At 61.1% G+C, this 18551-nt stretch carries 21 protein-coding genes and 1 tRNA gene; 9 read left to right on the top strand and 13 right to left on the bottom strand.

The window, feature by feature from the left end; translation table 11 throughout:
• The 3 genes from ACJWXQ_RS06005 to ACJWXQ_RS05995 all read right to left on the bottom strand — a co-directional run.
• Positions 1 to 488: PilW family protein (locus ACJWXQ_RS06005; RefSeq protein ID WP_406672362.1), on the bottom strand; the 488-nt coding region annotated here is incomplete at its 3' end.
• Positions 472 to 966: a type IV pilus modification protein PilV gene (gene pilV, locus ACJWXQ_RS06000; RefSeq protein ID WP_346050178.1), complete on the bottom strand. Its 495-nt coding sequence runs from the start codon at positions 964 to 966 to the stop codon at positions 472 to 474. The genes ACJWXQ_RS06005 and pilV, both read right to left, overlap by 17 nt.
• A complete protein-coding gene (locus ACJWXQ_RS05995) occupies positions 963 to 1463 on the bottom strand; it encodes a GspH/FimT family pseudopilin (RefSeq protein WP_346050180.1) in 501 nt (166 codons plus the stop codon). Before ACJWXQ_RS05995 ends, pilV begins: the two co-directional genes overlap by 4 nt.
• Before the next feature lie 172 nt (positions 1464 to 1635).
• Here ACJWXQ_RS05995 and gshA point away from each other — a divergent pair, with 172 nt between their 5' ends.
• Positions 1636 to 3207: a glutamate--cysteine ligase gene (gene gshA / locus ACJWXQ_RS05990; RefSeq protein ID WP_406672361.1), complete on the top strand. Its 1572-nt coding sequence runs from the start codon at positions 1636 to 1638 to the stop codon at positions 3205 to 3207.
• Positions 3208 to 3736: 529 nt separating this feature from the next.
• Here gshA and ACJWXQ_RS05985 read toward each other — a convergent pair.
• Positions 3737 to 4483 carry an RNA methyltransferase gene (locus ACJWXQ_RS05985; protein ID WP_346050183.1) on the bottom strand — a complete coding sequence of 249 codons (747 nt, stop codon included), beginning with the start codon at positions 4481 to 4483 and terminating at the stop codon, positions 3737 to 3739.
• A 130-nt stretch (positions 4484 to 4613) separates the two neighbouring features.
• On the opposite strand from ACJWXQ_RS05985, the gene ACJWXQ_RS05980 reads away from it, so the two are divergent.
• A complete protein-coding gene (locus ACJWXQ_RS05980) occupies positions 4614 to 5411 on the top strand; it encodes an inositol monophosphatase family protein (RefSeq protein WP_346050185.1) in 798 nt (265 codons plus the stop codon).
• Positions 5412 to 5513: 102 nt separating this feature from the next.
• Here the strand turns inward: ACJWXQ_RS05980 and secF are convergent, their stop codons facing one another.
• The 5 genes from secF to queA are packed head-to-tail and all read right to left on the bottom strand — an operon-like array spanning position 5514 to position 10964.
• Positions 5514 to 6506: a protein translocase subunit SecF gene (gene secF, locus ACJWXQ_RS05975; protein ID WP_346050187.1), complete on the bottom strand. Its 993-nt coding sequence runs from the start codon at positions 6504 to 6506 to the stop codon at positions 5514 to 5516.
• Between the two features lie 9 nt (positions 6507 to 6515).
• Positions 6516 to 8372 carry a protein translocase subunit SecD gene (gene secD / locus ACJWXQ_RS05970; RefSeq protein ID WP_346050189.1) on the bottom strand — a complete coding sequence of 619 codons (1857 nt, stop codon included), beginning with the start codon at positions 8370 to 8372 and terminating at the stop codon, positions 6516 to 6518.
• 33 nt (positions 8373 to 8405) lie between these two features.
• Entirely contained in the window at positions 8406 to 8735 is a 330-nt protein-coding gene (gene yajC, locus ACJWXQ_RS05965) for a preprotein translocase subunit YajC (RefSeq protein ID WP_346050191.1), read from the bottom strand.
• Positions 8736 to 8784: 49 nt separating this feature from the next.
• Entirely contained in the window at positions 8785 to 9912 is a 1128-nt protein-coding gene (tgt, locus tag ACJWXQ_RS05960; RefSeq protein WP_346050193.1) for a tRNA guanosine(34) transglycosylase Tgt, read from the bottom strand.
• Complete coding sequence (gene queA / locus ACJWXQ_RS05955) at positions 9909 to 10964, bottom strand: tRNA preQ1(34) S-adenosylmethionine ribosyltransferase-isomerase QueA (RefSeq protein ID WP_346050195.1); 1056 nt, start codon at positions 10962 to 10964, stop codon at positions 9909 to 9911. Before queA ends, tgt begins: the two co-directional genes overlap by 4 nt.
• A 138-nt stretch (positions 10965 to 11102) precedes the next feature.
• On the opposite strand from queA, the gene ACJWXQ_RS05950 reads away from it, so the two are divergent.
• The 3 genes from ACJWXQ_RS05950 (at position 11103) to fdxA (ending at position 12177) form a co-directional block, all read left to right on the top strand.
• Positions 11103 to 11189, top strand: a tRNA-Leu gene (locus ACJWXQ_RS05950).
• A gap of 53 nt (positions 11190 to 11242) precedes the next feature.
• On the top strand, positions 11243 to 11782 hold the full coding sequence (locus tag ACJWXQ_RS05945) for an NUDIX hydrolase (protein WP_346050197.1): 540 nt from the start codon (positions 11243 to 11245) through the stop codon (positions 11780 to 11782).
• Between the two features lie 71 nt (positions 11783 to 11853).
• Complete coding sequence (gene fdxA / locus ACJWXQ_RS05940) at positions 11854 to 12177, top strand: ferredoxin FdxA (protein ID WP_346050199.1); 324 nt, start codon at positions 11854 to 11856, stop codon at positions 12175 to 12177.
• Positions 12178 to 12253: 76 nt separating this feature from the next.
• Here fdxA and ACJWXQ_RS05935 read toward each other — a convergent pair whose 3' ends face one another.
• The 4 genes from ACJWXQ_RS05935 to ACJWXQ_RS05920 all read right to left on the bottom strand — a co-directional run bounded on the left by ACJWXQ_RS05935 (position 12254) and on the right by ACJWXQ_RS05920 (position 16813).
• A complete protein-coding gene (locus ACJWXQ_RS05935; protein ID WP_406672360.1) occupies positions 12254 to 12895 on the bottom strand; it encodes a DJ-1/PfpI family protein in 642 nt (213 codons plus the stop codon).
• Positions 12895 to 14277, bottom strand: coding sequence for a conjugal transfer protein TraF (traF, locus tag ACJWXQ_RS05930; protein WP_346050203.1), 1383 nt, complete (start codon positions 14275 to 14277; stop codon positions 12895 to 12897). The genes ACJWXQ_RS05935 and traF overlap by 1 nt, the downstream gene beginning before the upstream one ends.
• A 213-nt stretch (positions 14278 to 14490) precedes the next feature.
• The gene (locus tag ACJWXQ_RS05925) at positions 14491 to 15879 is read right to left on the bottom strand and encodes a DUF4397 domain-containing protein (RefSeq protein WP_346050205.1); all 1389 of its coding nucleotides are present in this window, start codon (positions 15877 to 15879) and stop codon (positions 14491 to 14493) included.
• A 289-nt stretch (positions 15880 to 16168) separates the two neighbouring features.
• Positions 16169 to 16813: a S24 family peptidase gene (locus ACJWXQ_RS05920; RefSeq protein ID WP_346050207.1), complete on the bottom strand. Its 645-nt coding sequence runs from the start codon at positions 16811 to 16813 to the stop codon at positions 16169 to 16171.
• 154 nt (positions 16814 to 16967) lie between these two features.
• Between ACJWXQ_RS05920 and ACJWXQ_RS05915 the strand changes: the two genes are divergently transcribed.
• The 4 genes from ACJWXQ_RS05915 (at position 16968) to ACJWXQ_RS05900 (ending at position 18543) form a co-directional block, all read left to right on the top strand.
• Positions 16968 to 17261 (top strand): helix-turn-helix domain-containing protein, encoded by a 294-nt coding sequence (locus ACJWXQ_RS05915; RefSeq protein ID WP_346050209.1) that lies wholly within the window; start codon positions 16968 to 16970, stop codon positions 17259 to 17261.
• Between the two features lie 60 nt (positions 17262 to 17321).
• Positions 17322 to 17477 (top strand): hypothetical protein, encoded by a 156-nt coding sequence (locus ACJWXQ_RS05910; protein ID WP_346050211.1) that lies wholly within the window; start codon positions 17322 to 17324, stop codon positions 17475 to 17477.
• Complete coding sequence (locus tag ACJWXQ_RS05905) at positions 17474 to 18025, top strand: TIGR00730 family Rossman fold protein (protein WP_346050213.1); 552 nt, start codon at positions 17474 to 17476, stop codon at positions 18023 to 18025. The genes ACJWXQ_RS05910 and ACJWXQ_RS05905 overlap by 4 nt, the downstream gene beginning before the upstream one ends.
• A gap of 62 nt (positions 18026 to 18087) precedes the next feature.
• Positions 18088 to 18543, top strand: coding sequence for an N-acetyltransferase family protein (locus ACJWXQ_RS05900; protein WP_346050215.1), 456 nt, complete (start codon positions 18088 to 18090; stop codon positions 18541 to 18543).
• Positions 18544 to 18551: the final 8 nt, after the last annotated feature.

Here is an 18551-nt window from a genome sequence, read left to right as displayed (position 1 = left end):
GACATATAGCGGACAACGAGCACGTCGCTTCCTTCAACGACCTGACCCGCCAGGACGGAGGGCAAGGCTGGAGACCACTGATCACCATCGTTTGGCGTCTCGGGCGTCAGGGCCGTAATCGGGAGATTGTCTCCCGGCCCGGTCCCCACTGCCTCAAAACCTTCGATTCCCTGCATGAACCGGGTGAAAAAATCGTCTTCGCCATCGATATGCGAATAAAAATCGATGCGTTCGGGATTCGACATGCACCCCATGTGGCCGGCCATCCGCAGATCACTCGTCATATAATCGATTGCGAAGCGGCCACTTTCCTGAACGCGAGACATACTCTCGTTGAGGGTATAGGCACCCCGCATGCCCGAGAACAGCTGGATCACGCCAATCATCAATATGGTGCCGATAGCCACCGCGATCATCAGCTCAACCAGGGTCAGGCCGGCTTGGCTACGCAAGGTGCGCGGTTTGATTGCTCTAGAGTTGCGTCGCATAACGGAATTCCCGCCTCTGATCTTCCGCTGTCCAGTCCTGCTCGCCATCTACATCCTCCGGCCGGCGTTCATCCAACCAGCGAACCCGGACGATCACATTGCCCTGGCCATCCACCCTGACCCGGGCCTGCCCATCCGGCAAGGCATTGCGGAGATTGGTCCACCAATCCTGCAGATCCATCTCCACCGCCTGATTGGAATGCCCGCCCGGCGGATCGCCATAGCTGTCGATATTGTAGGCACCCTCAAGAGCTGCCTGACGATTCGCTCGCATGGAATCGACAATCTCGTAGCTCAAGATCGTGGCCTGGGAACGCAGGTAGGCGCTGTGGTTGTTCTGCAGACCGACTACCTGCAGGCTTGCCAAACCCAACAGGCCGATACTCAATATCAGCAGGGAGATGAGAATCTCCAGCATGCTGAAGCCTTCTTCCTTGCGAGAGGAGACTCGATCACGGAATGCGACGCAAAGATTCATGGATTGCACTCCTCGCGCGTAACGCTGGTCCGGCCGGTGCGATTGAGCCGGATTTGCCTGACCTGGTCCCCCGTACAATTTGGGATCCGATGCTCGATATTCAGGCTATCAGTGACCGCGCCATTACCGAGAAAGGTTACAAGGCTCTTCCCGTCATCTTCGATCATGTTGGGCTCACCGGTCGGCGCCGACCAGACCCGCAACACATTGCCATAATCGCCTGGCTCGCCTTCGATCAGGATCCAGCCGCTGGCCCAGTCATTGCCACTGCCTGCACAGGTATCTTCGTCGGTACTGCGGCAGAGGGTCACAAGCCCACCGCGGCGAATGGCCTCGGAACGGGCCATGGTCACGGCGGTAACGAAGTCGTTGACCTGCGCTGTGACGCGATTATTCTGGACCATGGCGATAAAGCTGGGCGTCGCCAGGGCAATCACGGTCGCCGCCACTGCCACGGTGATAATCAGTTCCAGCAATGTAAAGCCGTTTTGTTTCATGAGACCTACTCTATTCAATGGCCAGCGGTTTTCAGCACCTGCCTCAACGGGCGGGACGAAAATCCCGACAAGTGGGTCAACACTCCCACGGTCGCCGTCCGTCGGCGCTTGACGGCCCGTTTCGCGCGCCCGATCATTGCAGGCCCCTAAGCCCGCTACCGAGGAGACCGTGGTGCCTGATCGCGTCGAGAAACGCCTGTCCCGCCTGCGAAAACAAGGCTGCATCAGCTGCCTGCGAAATGGCCGTCACGGGATAGAAAAGGAAAGCCTCCGTGTCACCGGCGAGGGCCGGATCGCGCTGTCTCCCCACCCGAATTCCCTGGGTGCCGCGCTTACCCACCCCTACATTACCACGGACTACAGCGAGGCTCTGCTGGAATTCGTCACGCCCCCGTTTGCGGATGTCAGCGAAACCCTGGCCCATCTTCAGGATTTGCACAGCTTCACCGCCCGCGTCCTGGCCCGCCAGGAAGAGATGCTGTGGGCCACCAGCATGCCCTGCGCCATCGGCGGTGATGAGGGCATCCCCATTGCCGAGTACGGCCGTTCGAACGGTGGATGGATGCGCCATGTCTATCGGCGGGGTCTGGCCTATCGCTACGGGCGGGCGATGCAGGTGATCTCGGGCGTGCACTACAACTTCTCTCTGCCACAGCGATTCTGGCAGCTTTTTGCCAACTCCGATGATGCCGGGGTCTTGCGGAACCATCGTGACATCTATTATTTCGGTCTGATCCGCAACTTCCAGCGCTCCGGCTGGCTGATCCCCTTCCTGTTCGGTGCCTCACCGGCGGTGTGCAAGTCTTTCCTGCAAGGCCGCAGCAGTCACTTCGAGGAGTTCGACGACCACACCCTGTTCGAACCCTGGGGCACCGCGCTGCGGATGAGCGACATCGGTTACAAGAACAAGAACCAGGCCGGACTGGGCATTCCCTACAGCGACCTGGAGAGCTACACCCGCTCGCTTGAGCGGGCCACACGAACCCCGGACCCGGAATACGAGCGGGTCGGCACCAAGGACAATGGGCAATGGCGGCAGCTCAATTGCAACCTGCTGCAGATCGAGAACGAATACTACTCCTTCATCCGGCCCAAGCAGAATGCCCGGCCCGGGGAACGGCCGGTGACGGCCTTGCGTGAACGAGGGGTGGAATATATCGAGGTCCGTGCCCTGGACGTGAGTGCCTTCGACCCTTTGGGAGTAGACGAGAGCCAGCTCCGTTTCGTGGAGGCCTTTCTGATCTATTGCCTACTGCAGGAGAGCCCACCGCTGAGCGAGGAAGAAGAACGAGAGATCGACGTCAACCAGCAGCGAGTGGCCTGCCGGGGTCGCCAACCGGGGCTGGAGCTGCTCCGGGATGGTCAAGCGGTGCGCCTGAGCGAATGGACCCGGGAGATTCTGGACGGCATGATCGGGGTCTGTGAGCTGCTGGATGCCAATCACGGACAGGGCCGATACCAGGCGGCGCTCAAGGCCCAGCAAGACAAGCTGGCCAACCCCGATCTGACCCCGTCAGCGAGGATGCTGCGGGAGATGCGTGAACATGGGGAGGGCTTTTTCGACTATGCCCACCGTCTCAGCCGCCAGGCCATGGAACATCACCTGGCACAGCCCTTGAGCCGCGAACGGGAGGCGGAGCTGACACGCTTGGCGGAAGAGTCCCTGGCGGCTCAGGCCCGGCGAGAAGCCGAGGATGACGTGGATTTCGAAACCTACGTTCGGCGTTATTTCGAGACGGCGTGAAGAGTTCAGACATGAGCAAACCCACCCGGTCCGGAGCCTACCTTGGGTGGTGATCACCTGGGCCGTGCTAGCGGAGGGATTGGTTCAGTCTTATGCCTTGGTGCCATCCGGAGGCTTTTGATCGCGAATATATCCGCGATTTCAGCGGCCAAATCGAAGGCAATCAGCTCATCCCTTTGAAAGCATCCTCAGCGAGCACGGCCGAGGTGACCTCAACCAACGGTAGGCCTAGGTGGCGACAGGCCTTTCCAAAACTGTGTGAGCCAGGGTGAGGCAAGACCGATGGTCCGGTGGACCATCGCAGCTTGCCGAACGCCCGCAAAGGGATGTGCGGACTGGACCGGGAGGCGGAGCAGGAATGCGCAGCCTTCCGGGCGAACCCAGAGCCTACATGGATGTATTAACGGCGTTCTTGGAAAGGCCTGTCGCCACCTAGGCCGGAACGCCACCCGTCACCGACATCGAAGGGCACTAACCCAATCGAAGCCAGCCGCCGAAGCAACCCGAACAAACACCAACTCCCAAAAGCCTACTCCCGATCCCGCCGCCGACGAGGCGCGGAGCCGCGGCCTTCGACGGCGCTGAGGATGCCGCGGAAAATATTGACCTCGTTGCGGTCAGGCGTGGCGCGGGCAAAGAAGCGGCGGATGCGGCGCATCAACTGACGGGGATTGTTCGGGTCCAGAAAGCCAATCTCCAGCAAGACCTGCTCGAAGTGGTCGTAGAGCTGCTCCAGCTCCCCGGCCGTGGCGTAGGGCTGATTGCGACCGCCCGTTTCCGGCAAGGCGCCGTCAATGGCAGCCATGCGCAATTCGTAGCACATCACCTGAACCGCCGCGGCAATATTCAGTGAACTGTAGTCCGGATTGGCCGGGATATGCAGCAGGCGATGGCAGCGGTCCAGCTCCTCATTGGTCAGTCCGGTCCGCTCACGGCCAAACAGCAGCGCGGCCCTGGCCCCGTCGGGCAGGGCCATGACCTGATTCACCGCCTCCCGAGGCCCCACCGGCTCCGCGCCGAGGCGCCGGGTGCGGGCACTTGCGCCCACGACAAGCTCGCAATCGGCAATGGCCTCGTCCAGGCTGTCCACTATGCGGGCCCCGGCAAGCACATCGTCGGCACCGGAGGCCCGGGCGCGGGCCTCATCATCCGGGGGATGGCGGGGCGAGACCAGCACCAGATCGTGCAGGCCCATGGTTTTCATGGCCCGGGCGGCCGAACCGATATTGCCGGGATGCGTGGTTCCCACCAGTACGATGCGCGTATTCAATTGCAAGCGTCTTTTCCTCTCAGCGACGGGAATACCGGGATGGCGGCGCGGCCTATGGTATCCTACCCGGCTTCCTGACCCCAGCAAGCCGTCCGATCTGGGGTATCAACAAGTCCAAGATGGAGGCCGGGAGCCCATGCACCCGTTTCTGAATATTGCCGTCCGTGCCGCTCGCAGCGCTGGCGACCAGATCATCCGCCGGATGGCGGACCGGGATTCCCTGAACGTGGCCAGCAAGAAGCGCAATGACTTCGTCAGCGAAGTGGACCATGAGGCGGAAGAGATCATCATCAACAGCATCCGCCGTCACCATCGGGACCATGCCTTTCTCGCCGAAGAGCGAGGCCAGGAAGGTGATTCGGACCATGTCTGGATCATCGATCCCCTGGACGGGACCACCAACTACCTCCACGGACTGCCGGTTTTTGCTGTCTCCATTGCTCACCAGTACAAGGGTCGGCTGGAGCACGGGGTCATCTACGATCCCATCCGACAGGAACTGTTCACCGCCAGCCGCGGCTCGGGGGCCTTCCTGGATGACCGGCGGATTCGTGTCTCCGGGCGCAAGGATCTGAACGGCGCCCTGATCGGCACCGGATTCCCCTTCACCGACCACCGCTATCTGGACGAGTACATGGCCATGTTCCGCGCCGTGGTCGAGAAAACCGCGGGCATCCGCCGGCCCGGGGCCGCCGCCATCGACCTGGCCTGGCTTGCAGCCGGGCGCATCGACGGCTTCTGGGAAATGGGCCTGAAGCCCTGGGACATGGCCGCCGGCGCCCTGCTCATCCGCGAGGCGGGTGGCATTGTCGGCACCCTCTCCGGCGGTACGGATTACCTCAAGACCGGCCACATCCTCGCCGGCAATCCCAAGGTCTTTGCCGCCCTCGGCCGCTTGATTCAACCGCATCTGCCGGCGGAGATGAAAAAGTAGTGCTGAGTGCTGAGTGCTGAGTGAAAAAAGCCCGGTTCCTGGCGGAACCGGGCTTTTTTTCTTTGCACTTCGTACTCAGAACTCAGTACTCGGTACTTGTCTTCACGGCTGGAAGGGCACGCTTTCCGTGTTCTCGTGATCCTCGCCTTCCTTCTTGGGCGGCAGGAGATCCTCGCGATTGAGATTGGTGACAATCAGGGTCGTACCGGCGATGTAAATGGATGAGTAAGTACCCACGATCACGCCGACAGTCAGGGCCAGGGCAAAGCCATAGATCACCTCGCCGCCGAAATTGAGCAGTGAGAGCAATACCAGCAGGGTGGTACCACTGGTCACCACGGTCCGTGAGAGCATTTGGTTGACGGAACGGTTGACCACATCAACCGCATCGGCCTTGCGCATCTTGGGGAAGTTCTCTCGCACGCGGTCGAAGAGCACGATGGTGTCATTGAGCGAGTAGCCAATCACCGCCAGGATGGCCGCCAGCACGCTGAGATCAAACTGGATCTGGGTCACGGAAAAGATGCCGAGCACGATAATGACATCATGAACCAGACAGGCAATGGCGCCCGGCGCCATCTTGTACTGGAAGCGGAAGGCGACATAGATCAGGATGCCAATGAGGGCAAACAGTACCGCCAGCGCACCCTGCTCCACCAGCTCGGCACCCACCTGAGGCCCAACGAACTCCACCCGGCGCATATCCACTTCCGGGTTCTGATCCCGCAGCACCGAAAGGACATGATCACTGACCATGGCCTGAGCCTCCACGGCATCATCGGCCTGCGGATCATCCACGCCCCCGGCTTCCGGTCCCAGACGAATGAGGATCTCCCGTTCGGTACCGAAGGTGGTGACCACGACTTCCTCGTAGCCGGCAGCCACCAGGGTTTCCCGAACAGTGGCAACGTCCTTGGCCTCGGGATAACCCACCTCAACGACGAAGCCGCCGGTGAAATCGATGCCGAAATTCAGCCCCTTGGTGGCCAGCGCCCCAATGGACAGCAGGATCAGCACAGCCGAGAGCACCAATGCGGGTATGCGCTTGCCACGGCCAACGAAATCGATCTTTGTGTCTTTCTTGATGATATCCATGACTGACCTCTAAATGGCGAGCGACTGCACTTTCCGGCCGCCGTAAATCAGATTGATCACGGCGCGGGTGCCCAGAATGGCAGTGAACATGGAGCAGATGATGCCCAGCGACAGTGTCACGGCGAAACCTGCAATGGGGCCGGTGCCGAAGCTGAACAAGACCACCGCCGCAATCAGGGTGGTGATGTTGGCATCGGCAATGGTCGAGAAGGCCTTCTCGTAACCGGCGTGGATCGCCGCCTGGGGTGTATTACCCGCTTTGATCTCCTCTCGTATTCGCTCGAAGATCAGCACATTGGCGTCCACCGCCATGCCCACGGTCAGCACGATCCCGGCGATGCCCGGCAGGGTCAGGGTGGCCTGCAAGGCAGATAGCAGCCCCACCACCATGACCAGGTTGAAGAACAGGGCGAGGTTGGCCACCAGACCGAAGACCTTGTAGTAGATCAGCATGAACAGAACCACCAGCAGGAAACCGAAGCTGATGGCCATGATCCCGGCCTGGATGTTATCGGCCCCGAGGCTGGCGCCCACGGTGCGCTCCTCGATGATATCCACCGGTGCAGCGAGGGCACCGGCCCGGAGCAACAGTGCCAGATTGCGGGCCATCTCGCTGCTTTCCAGATTGGTGATGCGGAAGCGGCTGCCCAGGGTGGTCTGGATGGTGGCGATACTGATGATCTCTTCCACCTCGGTGCTTTCGCGGACTTCCTCGCCGTTCTCGATGCGGGTCTCGGTGACTCGCTCCCGGAAGACCACCGCCATGCCACGCCCCACGTTCTGGCGGGTCACATCCGTCATGCGGCGACCACCCTGGGAATCAAGGGTCACATTGACCTGGGGCGCACCCGTTTCCGTGTCGAAGCCGGAACTGGCGCCGGTCAGCTGATCACCCGTGGCGATGACATCGCGCTTGGCCAATACGGGGAAGCCATCGCGATGCTGATACAACCGCGAGCCCACCGGCACACGCCCGGTTTCCTGGGCAAGATAGGGATCGTTGTCCTCGTCCACCAGACGGAATTCCAGCTGGGCCGTGGCCCCCAGGATGTCCTTGGCTCGGGTGGTGTCCTGGACACCCGGCAATTGAACCACGATGCGATCCGGGTTCTGGCGCTGCACCAGGGGCTCCGCCACACCCAGTTCGTCCACACGATTTCTCAGGGTGGTCCGGTTCTGCTCCAGGGCGTTGCGCTTGGCCTCTTCCAACTCATCGTCACTGATGCGGACGCGGATGGCGTCTTCCGCATCCATTGCCGTGACTTCCAGCTCGGGGAATTCACTGCGGATGCGGCGGATGGCCGACTCACGTTCCCCGGCGTCCCGCAGCCGCACCACGACGCCCTGATCCTCGTGCTCCGTGCCCGTGAAGCGCAGACGGGCATCTCGAAGCAGGTTGCGGACATTGCCGTCCACACGTTCCACCTCCTGCTCACGGACTGCGTCCATGTCCACCTGCAAGAGGAAGTGCACACCACCACGCAAATCCAGGCCCAGGTTCAGCGTCTTGAACCCCAGCTCCCGCATCCAGTCCGGCATGGCCGGCGCCTGATGAACCGCGACGACGAAATCCCGGCCCAGCTCGGCACGAAGTCTGAGCTGAACCCGATCCTGCTCATCGCTGTTGGCAAAGCGCAGCACAAGCTGGCCTTCCTCCATGCCATAGCGATGAGGCATGGGCTCATCGTATTCTTCCAGGATGGAGAGGATGCGCTCTACGGCCTGCTCGTTGAGTTCGGCCCGGTCGGTGCCGGAAACCTGAACCGAGGGATCCTCGCCAAACAGATTGGGCATGGCCAGGGCGCAGCCCACCGCCAGCACGACGACGACGAGCAGATTTTTCCAGGCGGGAAATTTATTGATCATGGCTTGCTGTCCGCATCGGCGACCGAGGCCGCATTACTTGTCTTCAAAAGTCCCGTTGGGCACCAGTGAGCCCACGGCGTGGCGCTGGATATACAGCTTCTGGCCGCCACCCACATTGAGGGTCACAAACTGGTCGTCGACCTTCTCGATCTTGCCGAGGATGCCGCCCTGGGTCACCACCTCATCGCCTTCCTTGAGACCGTCCACCATCTGGCGGTGTTCCTTCTGGCGCTTGGTCTGGGGACGGATTAGCAGAAAATAGAAAAGCACAATGATCAGGCCCATGAACATCAGGCTGACCCAGGGGTTGCCCTCGGCGGCGCCCGCCTCTTGGGCATAGGCACTGGCAATGAAGAAATCCATGTTTGAATCCTCGATTAAGTCACTTGAAAATTAGGGAATTTTTCGCCAGTCAGACGGGATTCTCCCGCAACGGCGGCACGGTTTTCCCCCGCTTCTCGTAGAAGTCCGCGACAAAATCCCCAAAGGTACCAGACTTGATCGCTTCCCGCATTCCCTGCATCAGTTTCTGGTAGTAGTGCAGATTGTGGATGGTATTGAGCCGGGCGGAGAGCACCTCACCGCATTTATCCAGGTGGCGGAGGTAGGCCCGGCTGTAATGGCGGCAGGTATAGCAGCCGCATTCCGGATCCAGCGGCCCGATATCATCCCGATGACGGGCATTGCGAATCTTGACGATGCCCTCGTGGGTGAACAGGAAACCGGTACGGGCATTGCGGGTCGGCATGACGCAGTCAAACATGTCGATACCCCGACGCACGCACTCCACCAGGTCTTCGGGGGTGCCCACACCCATGAGATAGCGGGGCCGGTCCGCCGGCAACAGCGGGTCCAGGGCATCCAGCACCCGGTCCCGTTCCTCCTTGGTCTCCCCCACCGACAGTCCGCCGACGGCGTAGCCGTCAAAGCCGATCTCCAGCAGACCTTCCAGGGAACGGGCCCGCAAATCCGGATACATGCCGCCCTGCACGATACCGAAGAGGGCGGCGGGGTTGTCGCCGTGGGCGGTCCTGGAGCGCCGGGCCCAGCGCAGCGACAGCTCCATGGACTCCCGGGCCTGTTCCTCACTGGCGGGATAAGGCGTGCACTCGTCAAAGATCATGACGATGTCCGAGCCCAACTCCCGCTGCACCTGCATGGATTCTTCCGGGCCCAGGAAAACCCGCGCCCCGTCCACGGGCGAGGCGAACTCCACCCCGGCCTCGGTAATCTTGCGTCGCTCGGCCAGGCTGAAGACCTGAAAGCCCCCGGAATCGGTGAGAATCGGCCCCTGCCAGTTCATGAAGTCATGCAGATCCCCGTGTCGGCTGATGATCTCGGTCCCGGGGCGCAGCATCAGGTGAAAGGTATTACCCAGAATGATCTGGGCACCGAGATCCCGGAGCTCCTCGGGCAGCATGGCCTTGACGGTGCCATAGGTCCCCACCGGCATGAATGCCGGGGTGTCGATCTCGCCCCGCTCAAATCGCAGGCGGCCGGCCCGCGCCCTGCCCTCACGGCTGAATAGTTCGAATTTCACGCCTCTCTCCTTGTCTGCCGGGCCCCCGGAGCAGGATCAATCAACATCGCATCGCCATAGCTAAAAAAACGATACGCCTGCTCAACCGCGTGGCGATAGGCCGCCAGGGTCTGCTCGTAACCGGCAAAGGCGCAGACCAGCATCAGGAGGGTCGACTCCGGCAGGTGAAAATTGGTAATCAGTCGATCCACCACCCGAAAGCGATAACCGGGACGGATGAACAGCCGCGTCTCGCCCTCAAAGGGCTCCAGCTCCCCACCTGCGGCCGCAGTCTCCAGGGAGCGCACGGCGGTGGTGCCCACGGCGACAACCCGTCCGCCACGGGCCCGGGTCTCGGCGATCTGGCGACAACAGTCCGCATCCACCCGCAGCCACTCGCTGTGCATGCGATGCTGATCCAGGTCATCGACCCTCACTGGCTGGAAAGTGCCGGCGCCCACATGCAGAGTGACGCGCGCCTGAGCGATACCCCGTTCGGCCAGGGCGCTCATTACCGCATCATCGAAATGGAGACCGGCAGTGGGCGCGGCCACCGCCCCGGGTTCGCGGGCATACACGGTCTGGTAGCGAGTCCGGTCATCGGCGCCGTCCTCGCGGCGAATATAGGGTGGAAGCGGCATATGCCCCTGGGCATCCATCAGCTCGGTGAGGCTGCCTGCGGCCAGACTCAGCTCGAACAGACCCTCCTCACGCCCGACCACCGTCAGCCAATGCGTATCCCCCACCTGGATGCGCGTACCCGGCCCAGGCGTCTTGCTGGCACGCACATGGGCCAGACAGTGACGCGGACCAATCACCCGCTCCACCATCACTTCCACGCGACCACCCGTTTCCTTTCGGCCGTGAAGGCGTGCGGGTACCACCCGCGTGTCATTGAAGACCAGCAGATCACCGGGCTCCAGGAGCTGGGGCAATTGACGGAATTGCCGGTCAGCAAGCCGGCCGGTGGCACCATCCAGGCACAACAGACGGCTGGCCGACCGCTCCGCCAGCGGTGTCTGGGCGATCAGCGCTTCGGGAAGCTCGAAATGATAGTCAGTACGCTTCTTCATGGCGGGCGGATATTACCACCCACCCCCGCCGGGCGTAAGGGAAGGCCAGCTCACCCCCGGGCGAGCCGTGTATACGGCCCGATCCGCAGTCGGGGGCTGCGGATCACCGGGGATTCATGGTATCTTTCGCGCTCACCCGCCCGGGTGGCGAAATTGGTAGACGCAGGGGATTCAAAATCCCCCGGCCGCGAGGCCGTGTCGGTTCGAGTCCGACCCCGGGCACCATTTTCTCCCGCCCATCCAATGCCGTCGCCAACCGCCAAGCCAGTGATGACTCCATGAATTTCTGCTCCGAGTGCGCCCAGCCCATTAGCGTACAAGTCCCCGAAGGGGATAGCCTGCCCCGTTATGTCTGTGAGCAGTGCGGTACCATCCATTACCGCAACCCCCTGCTGGTGGTGGGCTGCGTGCCGACCTGGGGCGACCGCATCCTGCTCTGCCGGCGAGCCATCGAACCGCGGCTGGGCTACTGGACCGTGCCGGCGGGCTTTCTGGAGAACGACGAAACCACCCGCGAGGGCGCGGCCCGGGAAACCCGCGAGGAAGCCTGCGCCGAAGTGGAGATCGGCAGCGCCGTCTCAATGACCCATGTGGTGCATGTAAACCAGGTCCATCTGATGTACCGGGCACGGCTGGTGAATGAGCGTTATGCTGCCGGCAGCGAGAGCCTGGAAGTGGCCTTGTTCCGACGTGAGGATATCCCCTGGGAGGAACTCGCCTTCCCGAGCGTTCGCTTCTGCCTGGAACGCTACTACCAGGACCTGGACCGGGGCACTGAGGGTTTTCACATCCAGGATGTCCGTCGTCCGGGCAGCTAGACCCTTGTCAGCTGTGGCACAATAGGCTTTTACTCAGAACAGCAATCACCCAGTCAGGGGAGCCAGACCTCATGACCTACGTCGTCACCGAAAACTGCATCAAGTGCAAGTACACCGACTGCGTCGAAGTATGCCCCGTGGACTGCTTCCACGAAGGCCCCAATATGCTGGTCATTGATCCGGAAGAATGCATCGACTGCACGCTGTGCGAACCGGAATGTCCGGCAGAAGCGATCTTTTCGGAAGATGACCTGCCGGAGGGGCAGGAGCATTTCCTTGAGCTCAATGAAGAATTATCACAGGACTGGCCGGTGCTGACCGAAAAGAAGGATCCGCCGGAAGACGCCGACGACTGGGACGGCAAGTCAGGCAAGCTGGAGATGCTGGAGCGCTGAGCCCAAACACGATGCGCAATCGACAAGCCGCTACCGGCCGCAGCCGGCAGCGGCTTTCTTTTTCAGCCATGCCAACTCAAGCGGCACCGGGCCCGACGGGCTGACGCCGATATTCCATGTAAGCCGCGGTCTCATCCGCGACAGCGCGCCCCTGCCAACGCTCGACCAGGTGCAGAGCCGCATCGATGCCGGCTGAAATACCACCGGCGGTTACCAGATCCCCCTCGTCCACCACTCGACAATCCCCGACCACCTCACAGTCCGGCGCCAGCTCGGCCAACCACTCCAGGTAGGCGTGGTGAGTGGTGACCCGCCGTTGGCGAAGCAGGCCCGCGCGGGCCAGGACGCCGGCACCAGTGCAGACCGACATCACCAGCTCGACATCGCGGGACAACTGCAGAAGACGGGCAAGGAAGGCCTCGTCGGCCATCAGAGCGCGGACGCCGTATCCGCCTGGAATCACCAATGCGTCCAGGCCCGCCGCGTCCTCCAGCGAAGCGTCGGCAGTCACGCGCAGGCCCCCGGTAGCCGTGATTTCGCGGCGGCCCGACGAGAGCAGCCTGGGTGGCATGGGTGACTGCCCGTCAAGGCGACTCTCACCCGACCGCCGGGTGACGGAGAAAACCTCGAAGGGCCCGGCAAAATCCAGCACCTCTACCCCGTCAAAGACGAGGATGCCGACACCGGCAGATGGCTCACCGCGGTCTGTCACCTGCATCAACTGCCGAAGCGGAAACCGAACTGAAAATAGCCGCTGACTTCATTGCTGTTCCCGGCTGCGCCGATGTCCACGTGTATGGGGCCGGGGGAAAGACCGACACCAACAGAGGCCACGTCTTCGATCAAACTGTCAGAGGCGAGATTGATCCGGTAGCCGGCACGCAGCTGGATCCAGGAGAGAGGCCGCAACTCACCGCCGAAGGACAGGAAGCGGGTATCCGGCCCAAAGCCCAGAGGCTTGTTCTCGGTAATATCCAGATCAGCGGCCAATGTAAACATGCGGCGATCCCAGCTGAATCCCACTCGAAGCTGTGGATCCAGATCGATGTCACGGCCCTCCACGGTCCCATAGGATTGAGGGAAGAGATTACGAAGGCTGGCACCGACCCGCATGTCGTCCCGGATAGCCATGGCAACACCAATATCCACATTCATGTTGCTATGACTGTCTCGCCGGTCATCAAAATCCACATCGTCTTCGTCCTGGACCGTGACGATGTAATCGAAGGTATCAACGTCCACCAGCTTGGGGGTTACACCGACCGCCAGAGTACGGCCACCGACATGAAAGTCCCGCGCCAGGGTGAAACCAAGCTCCTGCATTACCGCACCCTGGAACTGGAACTCGGAAACGAAATCGTCGGTAGTGTCCTCGTCGGGCAGGTCCGCATCACGACATTCTTCCAGACGATCCTGGTCCGGCTCATCGCCGGAAGCGGCCTCCTCCAGACAGGAGACCACATTCGCCGCAAGCCCGAAACTGCCATCGATCAAGCCGAAATCCTGCTCATCAAGCAGGAAGAGACCGCCCCCCAGACCCCGCACCTGGTAATGGAGGCCCGTTCCCCAGGCACCCAGGCGGGTACCGAAAGCACCGGAGGCCCTGGCTTCAAAGGTAATCGGCTTATCGGACATGGCCTCGATACGCTGCTTTAATTCCTCGCGGGTGCCATCCAGGGTATTGAGGTCGGCGGACAAAAGACTGATGTCCTGCTCCAGGGCTTCGTTGCTGTCATATTCCTCGTTATCGATTCGCTGCTGGATCAGGCTGAAGGTGTCATTGAAGGCCCTGATATCGATTTCAGCCCGATCAATGACATTGGAGTCATCGAACTCATCGAAGGCATCAATGAATTCCTCCTGATCCGCCAGGGAGACCCCGAAGGAGGGAAAAGTCAGCCCGGTCCGGTAACGGCGCATGGAGGGTGCTGCCAGAGCGGCGTTATACATCACTGAATTCGGCCCATCGGCAGTGGCCACGGCGGCCCCCCCCATCCCCAAGGCCCGCGGCTCCGCCGGCAGGAAGGGATCGGCGATCAGGATCGCCGGCAGAGAAAAAACGGCGATACCAGCGACCAGGGCAGTGCGTGATCTAGACATGGGCTCCCCCTGACTAAAACTTGAGAAAATCCCCCGTATCGACAATGGAGAGTGTTTATCGCCCCTGCCGATCCACCCAAAGTATGGCGCTGAATGCGGTAAATGAAAAGCCGGATTGACGGGTGGCGCGCCATGGGGGACGACCGGCAATCACAGCAAAAAAGGGCCCGACCTTCACGGCCGGGCCCTGGATTCCTCCACAATCAGATCAAATCAATCTGCTTCGCGGTCAACAATCAGCCACGGCGTCGGCTCTTCGTCGCCCTCCTCGCTTTCCGGCAGCGCAACCACGGTATACACACTGCCTGCATCGAACTCGAGATCAAGCGGGCCGATAACAGGATCGCCACCGTCCGAGGTAACCACAGCCACCGAATAGGTGCCGGCCGCGGCTTCGGCGAAATCACTGGCCTCGCCTTCCGACAATTCCTCGATCAGCGCTCCACCGTCGGCCTCCACATCCACCGTGGGCCCGGGAATAATGCCGTGGACGGCGCGGATGGCGAAATCATCTCCGGACACCGGCCCGGAACGGTCCAGGGTAGGCAGGAAGGTCAGACTTCCAGCACCCGCTTCACCCAGGGCAAAGACGGAATAGGCATTGCCCGGCTCAGGGGACAGATCAAGCTCACCGACAACATTGCCGTCTGCATCCAGCACTCTGGCGAGATAATCCAGCTCGCCCAGCACGCGGACATAGCCGGTGTGTTCGAAGTAGGACAAGCCCTCAACCAGGGGAATCCAGGAATCACCCTCATCCGTGCTTACTTCCACATCCACCGGACCGGCATCCGGGCTACCATGGGCAACGCGCACCTCCGATTGCTGATCAATGAGCGGCAGGAAGGGGGCGGCACCCACATCAGTGGCAGCACCGATGAGAATCGGGGAAAAGCCCTGATCGGTGTTCACCGCGGCGGCCAGCATGGAGACGCCCGGGAAATCGCCGAGCTCAGCCACATAGTCATAGACCACGTCGGTTGTCCCGCTGACCGTAACCCGAATACGACTGGTCTCGGCAGCCACTTCGAGAAACTCGTCGGCAATATCGCCGAAAGCCAGATCGGTCGCCGCCGGCTCGGCATCGTCCAGATCGGCATCCACGGTCGTCAGATAGAGATCCACCGCGGGCGCGCCGACAGCCAGGTGAGCCGGTCGCAGCTTCACGAAGCCATCAGCCACACCATCATTGAGATCGCTGATGATGGCCACGTCCAGATTGCCGGCTTCAACCGAACCCCAGACGATAAAGCTGTATCGACCGTCAGCCGAGGGTGTCACTGCCTGATCGATAACAGCATCTTCCAGCTCGCCGCCCGCAGGGACCACCTGAACGGTGAGCTCATCGGCCGGCACCTCCAGGTAAGGGCTCGCCAGGGGAAAGCCAACCTCTTCCAGCACCAGCTCACCACCTACGTAGATGTCCACCGGCCCCGCATCGGGCGAGGCGTGGTAGGCGCGAAGCTCGGCAACCTCACCGGCATCGCCATTACCATTGCCAGCATCGTCGTCATCATCGCTGGAACTGCTGGAGCTGAAGCAGCCGGCAAGCGCAAAAAACGCAGCCAGCAACAAACTAAGCAAAAACTGCCGTTTCTTCATGATTTGACCTCCTGGAAGCGAAGCGCAGCCGCCCCACGTTGGTACCCATGTTCGTTTGGCGTGCGTAGACACCCACGTGCCCACGCCCCAAATGTACATGCTTTGTACATGAAGTCAACAACATTTAAGGCTTTTTTGACAAAGCGTTACGCTGCCTGGGAATTTTCTGTATCGATTTTATATCACTTTTTAACTTATTATGGATCGATCATCGTCAACCACGGGCGTATACCGGCAGCGAATGACCGAAGCAAGGGGGTGCCTGGATTACAAAGGGGGACGGGAAGGCTCAGTCGAGGGGATTACCCACCCAGACAACTTTGCCGAAAACGGACAGGTCCGATTTGCGTTCCTGGCGCAAATACTGTTCCCGGTAGGCGGGATTGTCATTGGTGGCGAGGACACCACCCTCAACATCAAGCTGGATGCGCCTGACAAGCAGGGCGCCATCCACCTCGAGTACGTAGAGACCGTCTTCACTCAACTCATCGTGAGAAGCATCCACCAACAGGAGTGCCCCATCCTGCACGGTCGGGGTCATGCAGTCGCTACGGCTCTCAAGCAAGCGCAAGTGCTTCTCGTTCCAGCCACGCTCACGCAGCCAATCCGGCTGAAATGCAATCCATAGCGGCTCGCTCCGTCCGCCCTGGAGATCCTGATTGGACTCCGCCGGATCAGCCACGGCAGGTTGCTCCAGGGCGACAAAATCCACCGCCGGCCCAAGATCCCCTTCCCGTTCCGGGCCTTCACCAGTCAACAACCAATGCGCAGACACCCCGGCGGCGCGGGCAATACTGGCCAGGCGGGATGCCTTGGGCTCGGCATTACCGGACAGGTAGGTCTCCAGAGTACGCCGGGGAATCCCCGTCTCGCGGGCCAGGCAGGCACCATTACCCGCCAATTCCGCACATCGCCTTAATCGTTGTTTGAGCATATCCATTGACTCCGAGCTGCCCTGCTTATTTGCCCGCCCGGCGGATGGCCGAATGGGACATTCCTCATCTTTCACTGTCGAAACTGGTAATTGCCGCCCAGTCTTGGCAAGATGTTGCGCTCTACTGGAGCAGTACTCTGCTACGTAACCGCCAATGACCAAAAGCCACGCCCCAGATATCCCCAGCGAGCCGCGGCAGCGACGGGAATGGATCAAATACCAGCTTCGTTTGCGCGGCTCCTCGCTTGCCGACGTGGCCCGGCGGCATGGCGTAAGCCGTGATGCAGCGATCCTGGCCTTGCGAAAACCTTACCCACGCATGGAAAGAGCAATTGCCGAGGCTATCGGACTCAAGCCACAGCAGATCTGGCCCGAGCGCTATGATGCCGCCGGCTTCCCCAACCGTCCCTTGGGACGCCCTAAAAAGTCTATCAGCAAGAAGACCTGAGACAACAGCCCGTTGACCCAACGGCCATCCAATTCAGCTGGCCATTCGTCGGAAACAGGCATGGAAAATGGTCATATTGCCCAAGACCCGCTGCGTACAAGGGCGCAGACTTTTCATGCCGGCAACTCGGTGCTGGCCAAGGCTGAATTCTTCCAACGGCCTGCAGTCGGTTACACTGCGGATCAGTGTAAAAAGCCGATGGAGTGCAGCAATTGAGCAATGTTTGCGTCTTCTGCGGATCGCGGCATGGCCGGAATCCTGACTACACCCGCCTCGCTCACAATCTGGGCGCGGCGCTGGCAGAGCAAGGCCATGGCCTGGTTTATGGTGGCGGTCGTGTGGGCCTGATGGGCGTCATGGCCGACGCCGCAATGGCAGCCGGGGGCAAAGTGCTCGGCGTCATCCCCGAGTCTCTGGAGAGTCGCGAAGTTGGCCACCGCAACATCACGCGACTGGAAGTTGTGTCTGACATGCTCAGCCGCAAGCAACGGATGATCGAGCTATCAGACGCATTCATTGCCCTAGCCGGCGGCCTCGGTACGCTGGATGAGCTGTTCGAGGTGCTCACCTGGCGCCAGTTGGGCTTGATTGATGAGCCCATTATCCTGCTCGACCCCTTCGAGGATTTCACCGGGATCCGCAGCTGGATGGACCATGCCTGCCGACAAGGGTTCATGGACCCCGAGCATCGCGACATGCTGGTGGTCGCTCACAGCCCGCAGGAGGCCCTGGAACAACTGACCCCACGGGCTGCAGCCTCATGAATGCGCGGGATGGAAATTCAGCAGGGGGGATACGAGCGGCGAAGGAAAGCGATTGGCCGCTTATGCGGTCCATTTTCCTGCAAGGTGTAGCGACCGGCCAGGCCAGCTTCGAAACGGAAAACAGTATTCCCAGGGACTGGTCCGAGTGGCGATCCTACAAGCATCCGGATTCGATCCTGGTTCATGAGAGCACAAAGGGTGTGACTGCCTGGGCTGCACTGGCCCCAACCAGCCAACGACGGTGCTATCAGGGGGTGGCGGAAGTGCAGTTGTATGTCGCGGAAAGCTGCCGTGGCCAAGGCCTGGGCCAACGCTTGCTGGATGCCCTTATCGACTATGCCGAAGCCAGGTCTCTTTGGACCCTGCAGGCAATCGTGTTCCCGGAAAATCAGGCAAGTCTTGGCCTGTTTCAATCCCGGGATTTTCGGCTCGTAGGCCGACGGGAGAATATCGCCCGCATGAACGGCATCTGGCGAGACACCCTATTGCTGGAGCGGCGCTCTCCCAACATCTACTAGGCGCTCAA

Origin of the sequence: Natronospira sp. (assembly GCF_007134575.1) — a bacterium.
Taxonomy (GTDB): Bacteria; Pseudomonadota; Gammaproteobacteria; order Natronospirales; family Natronospiraceae; genus Natronospira; species Natronospira elongata.
This window is presented reverse-complemented; position numbering and strand designations above follow the sequence as displayed.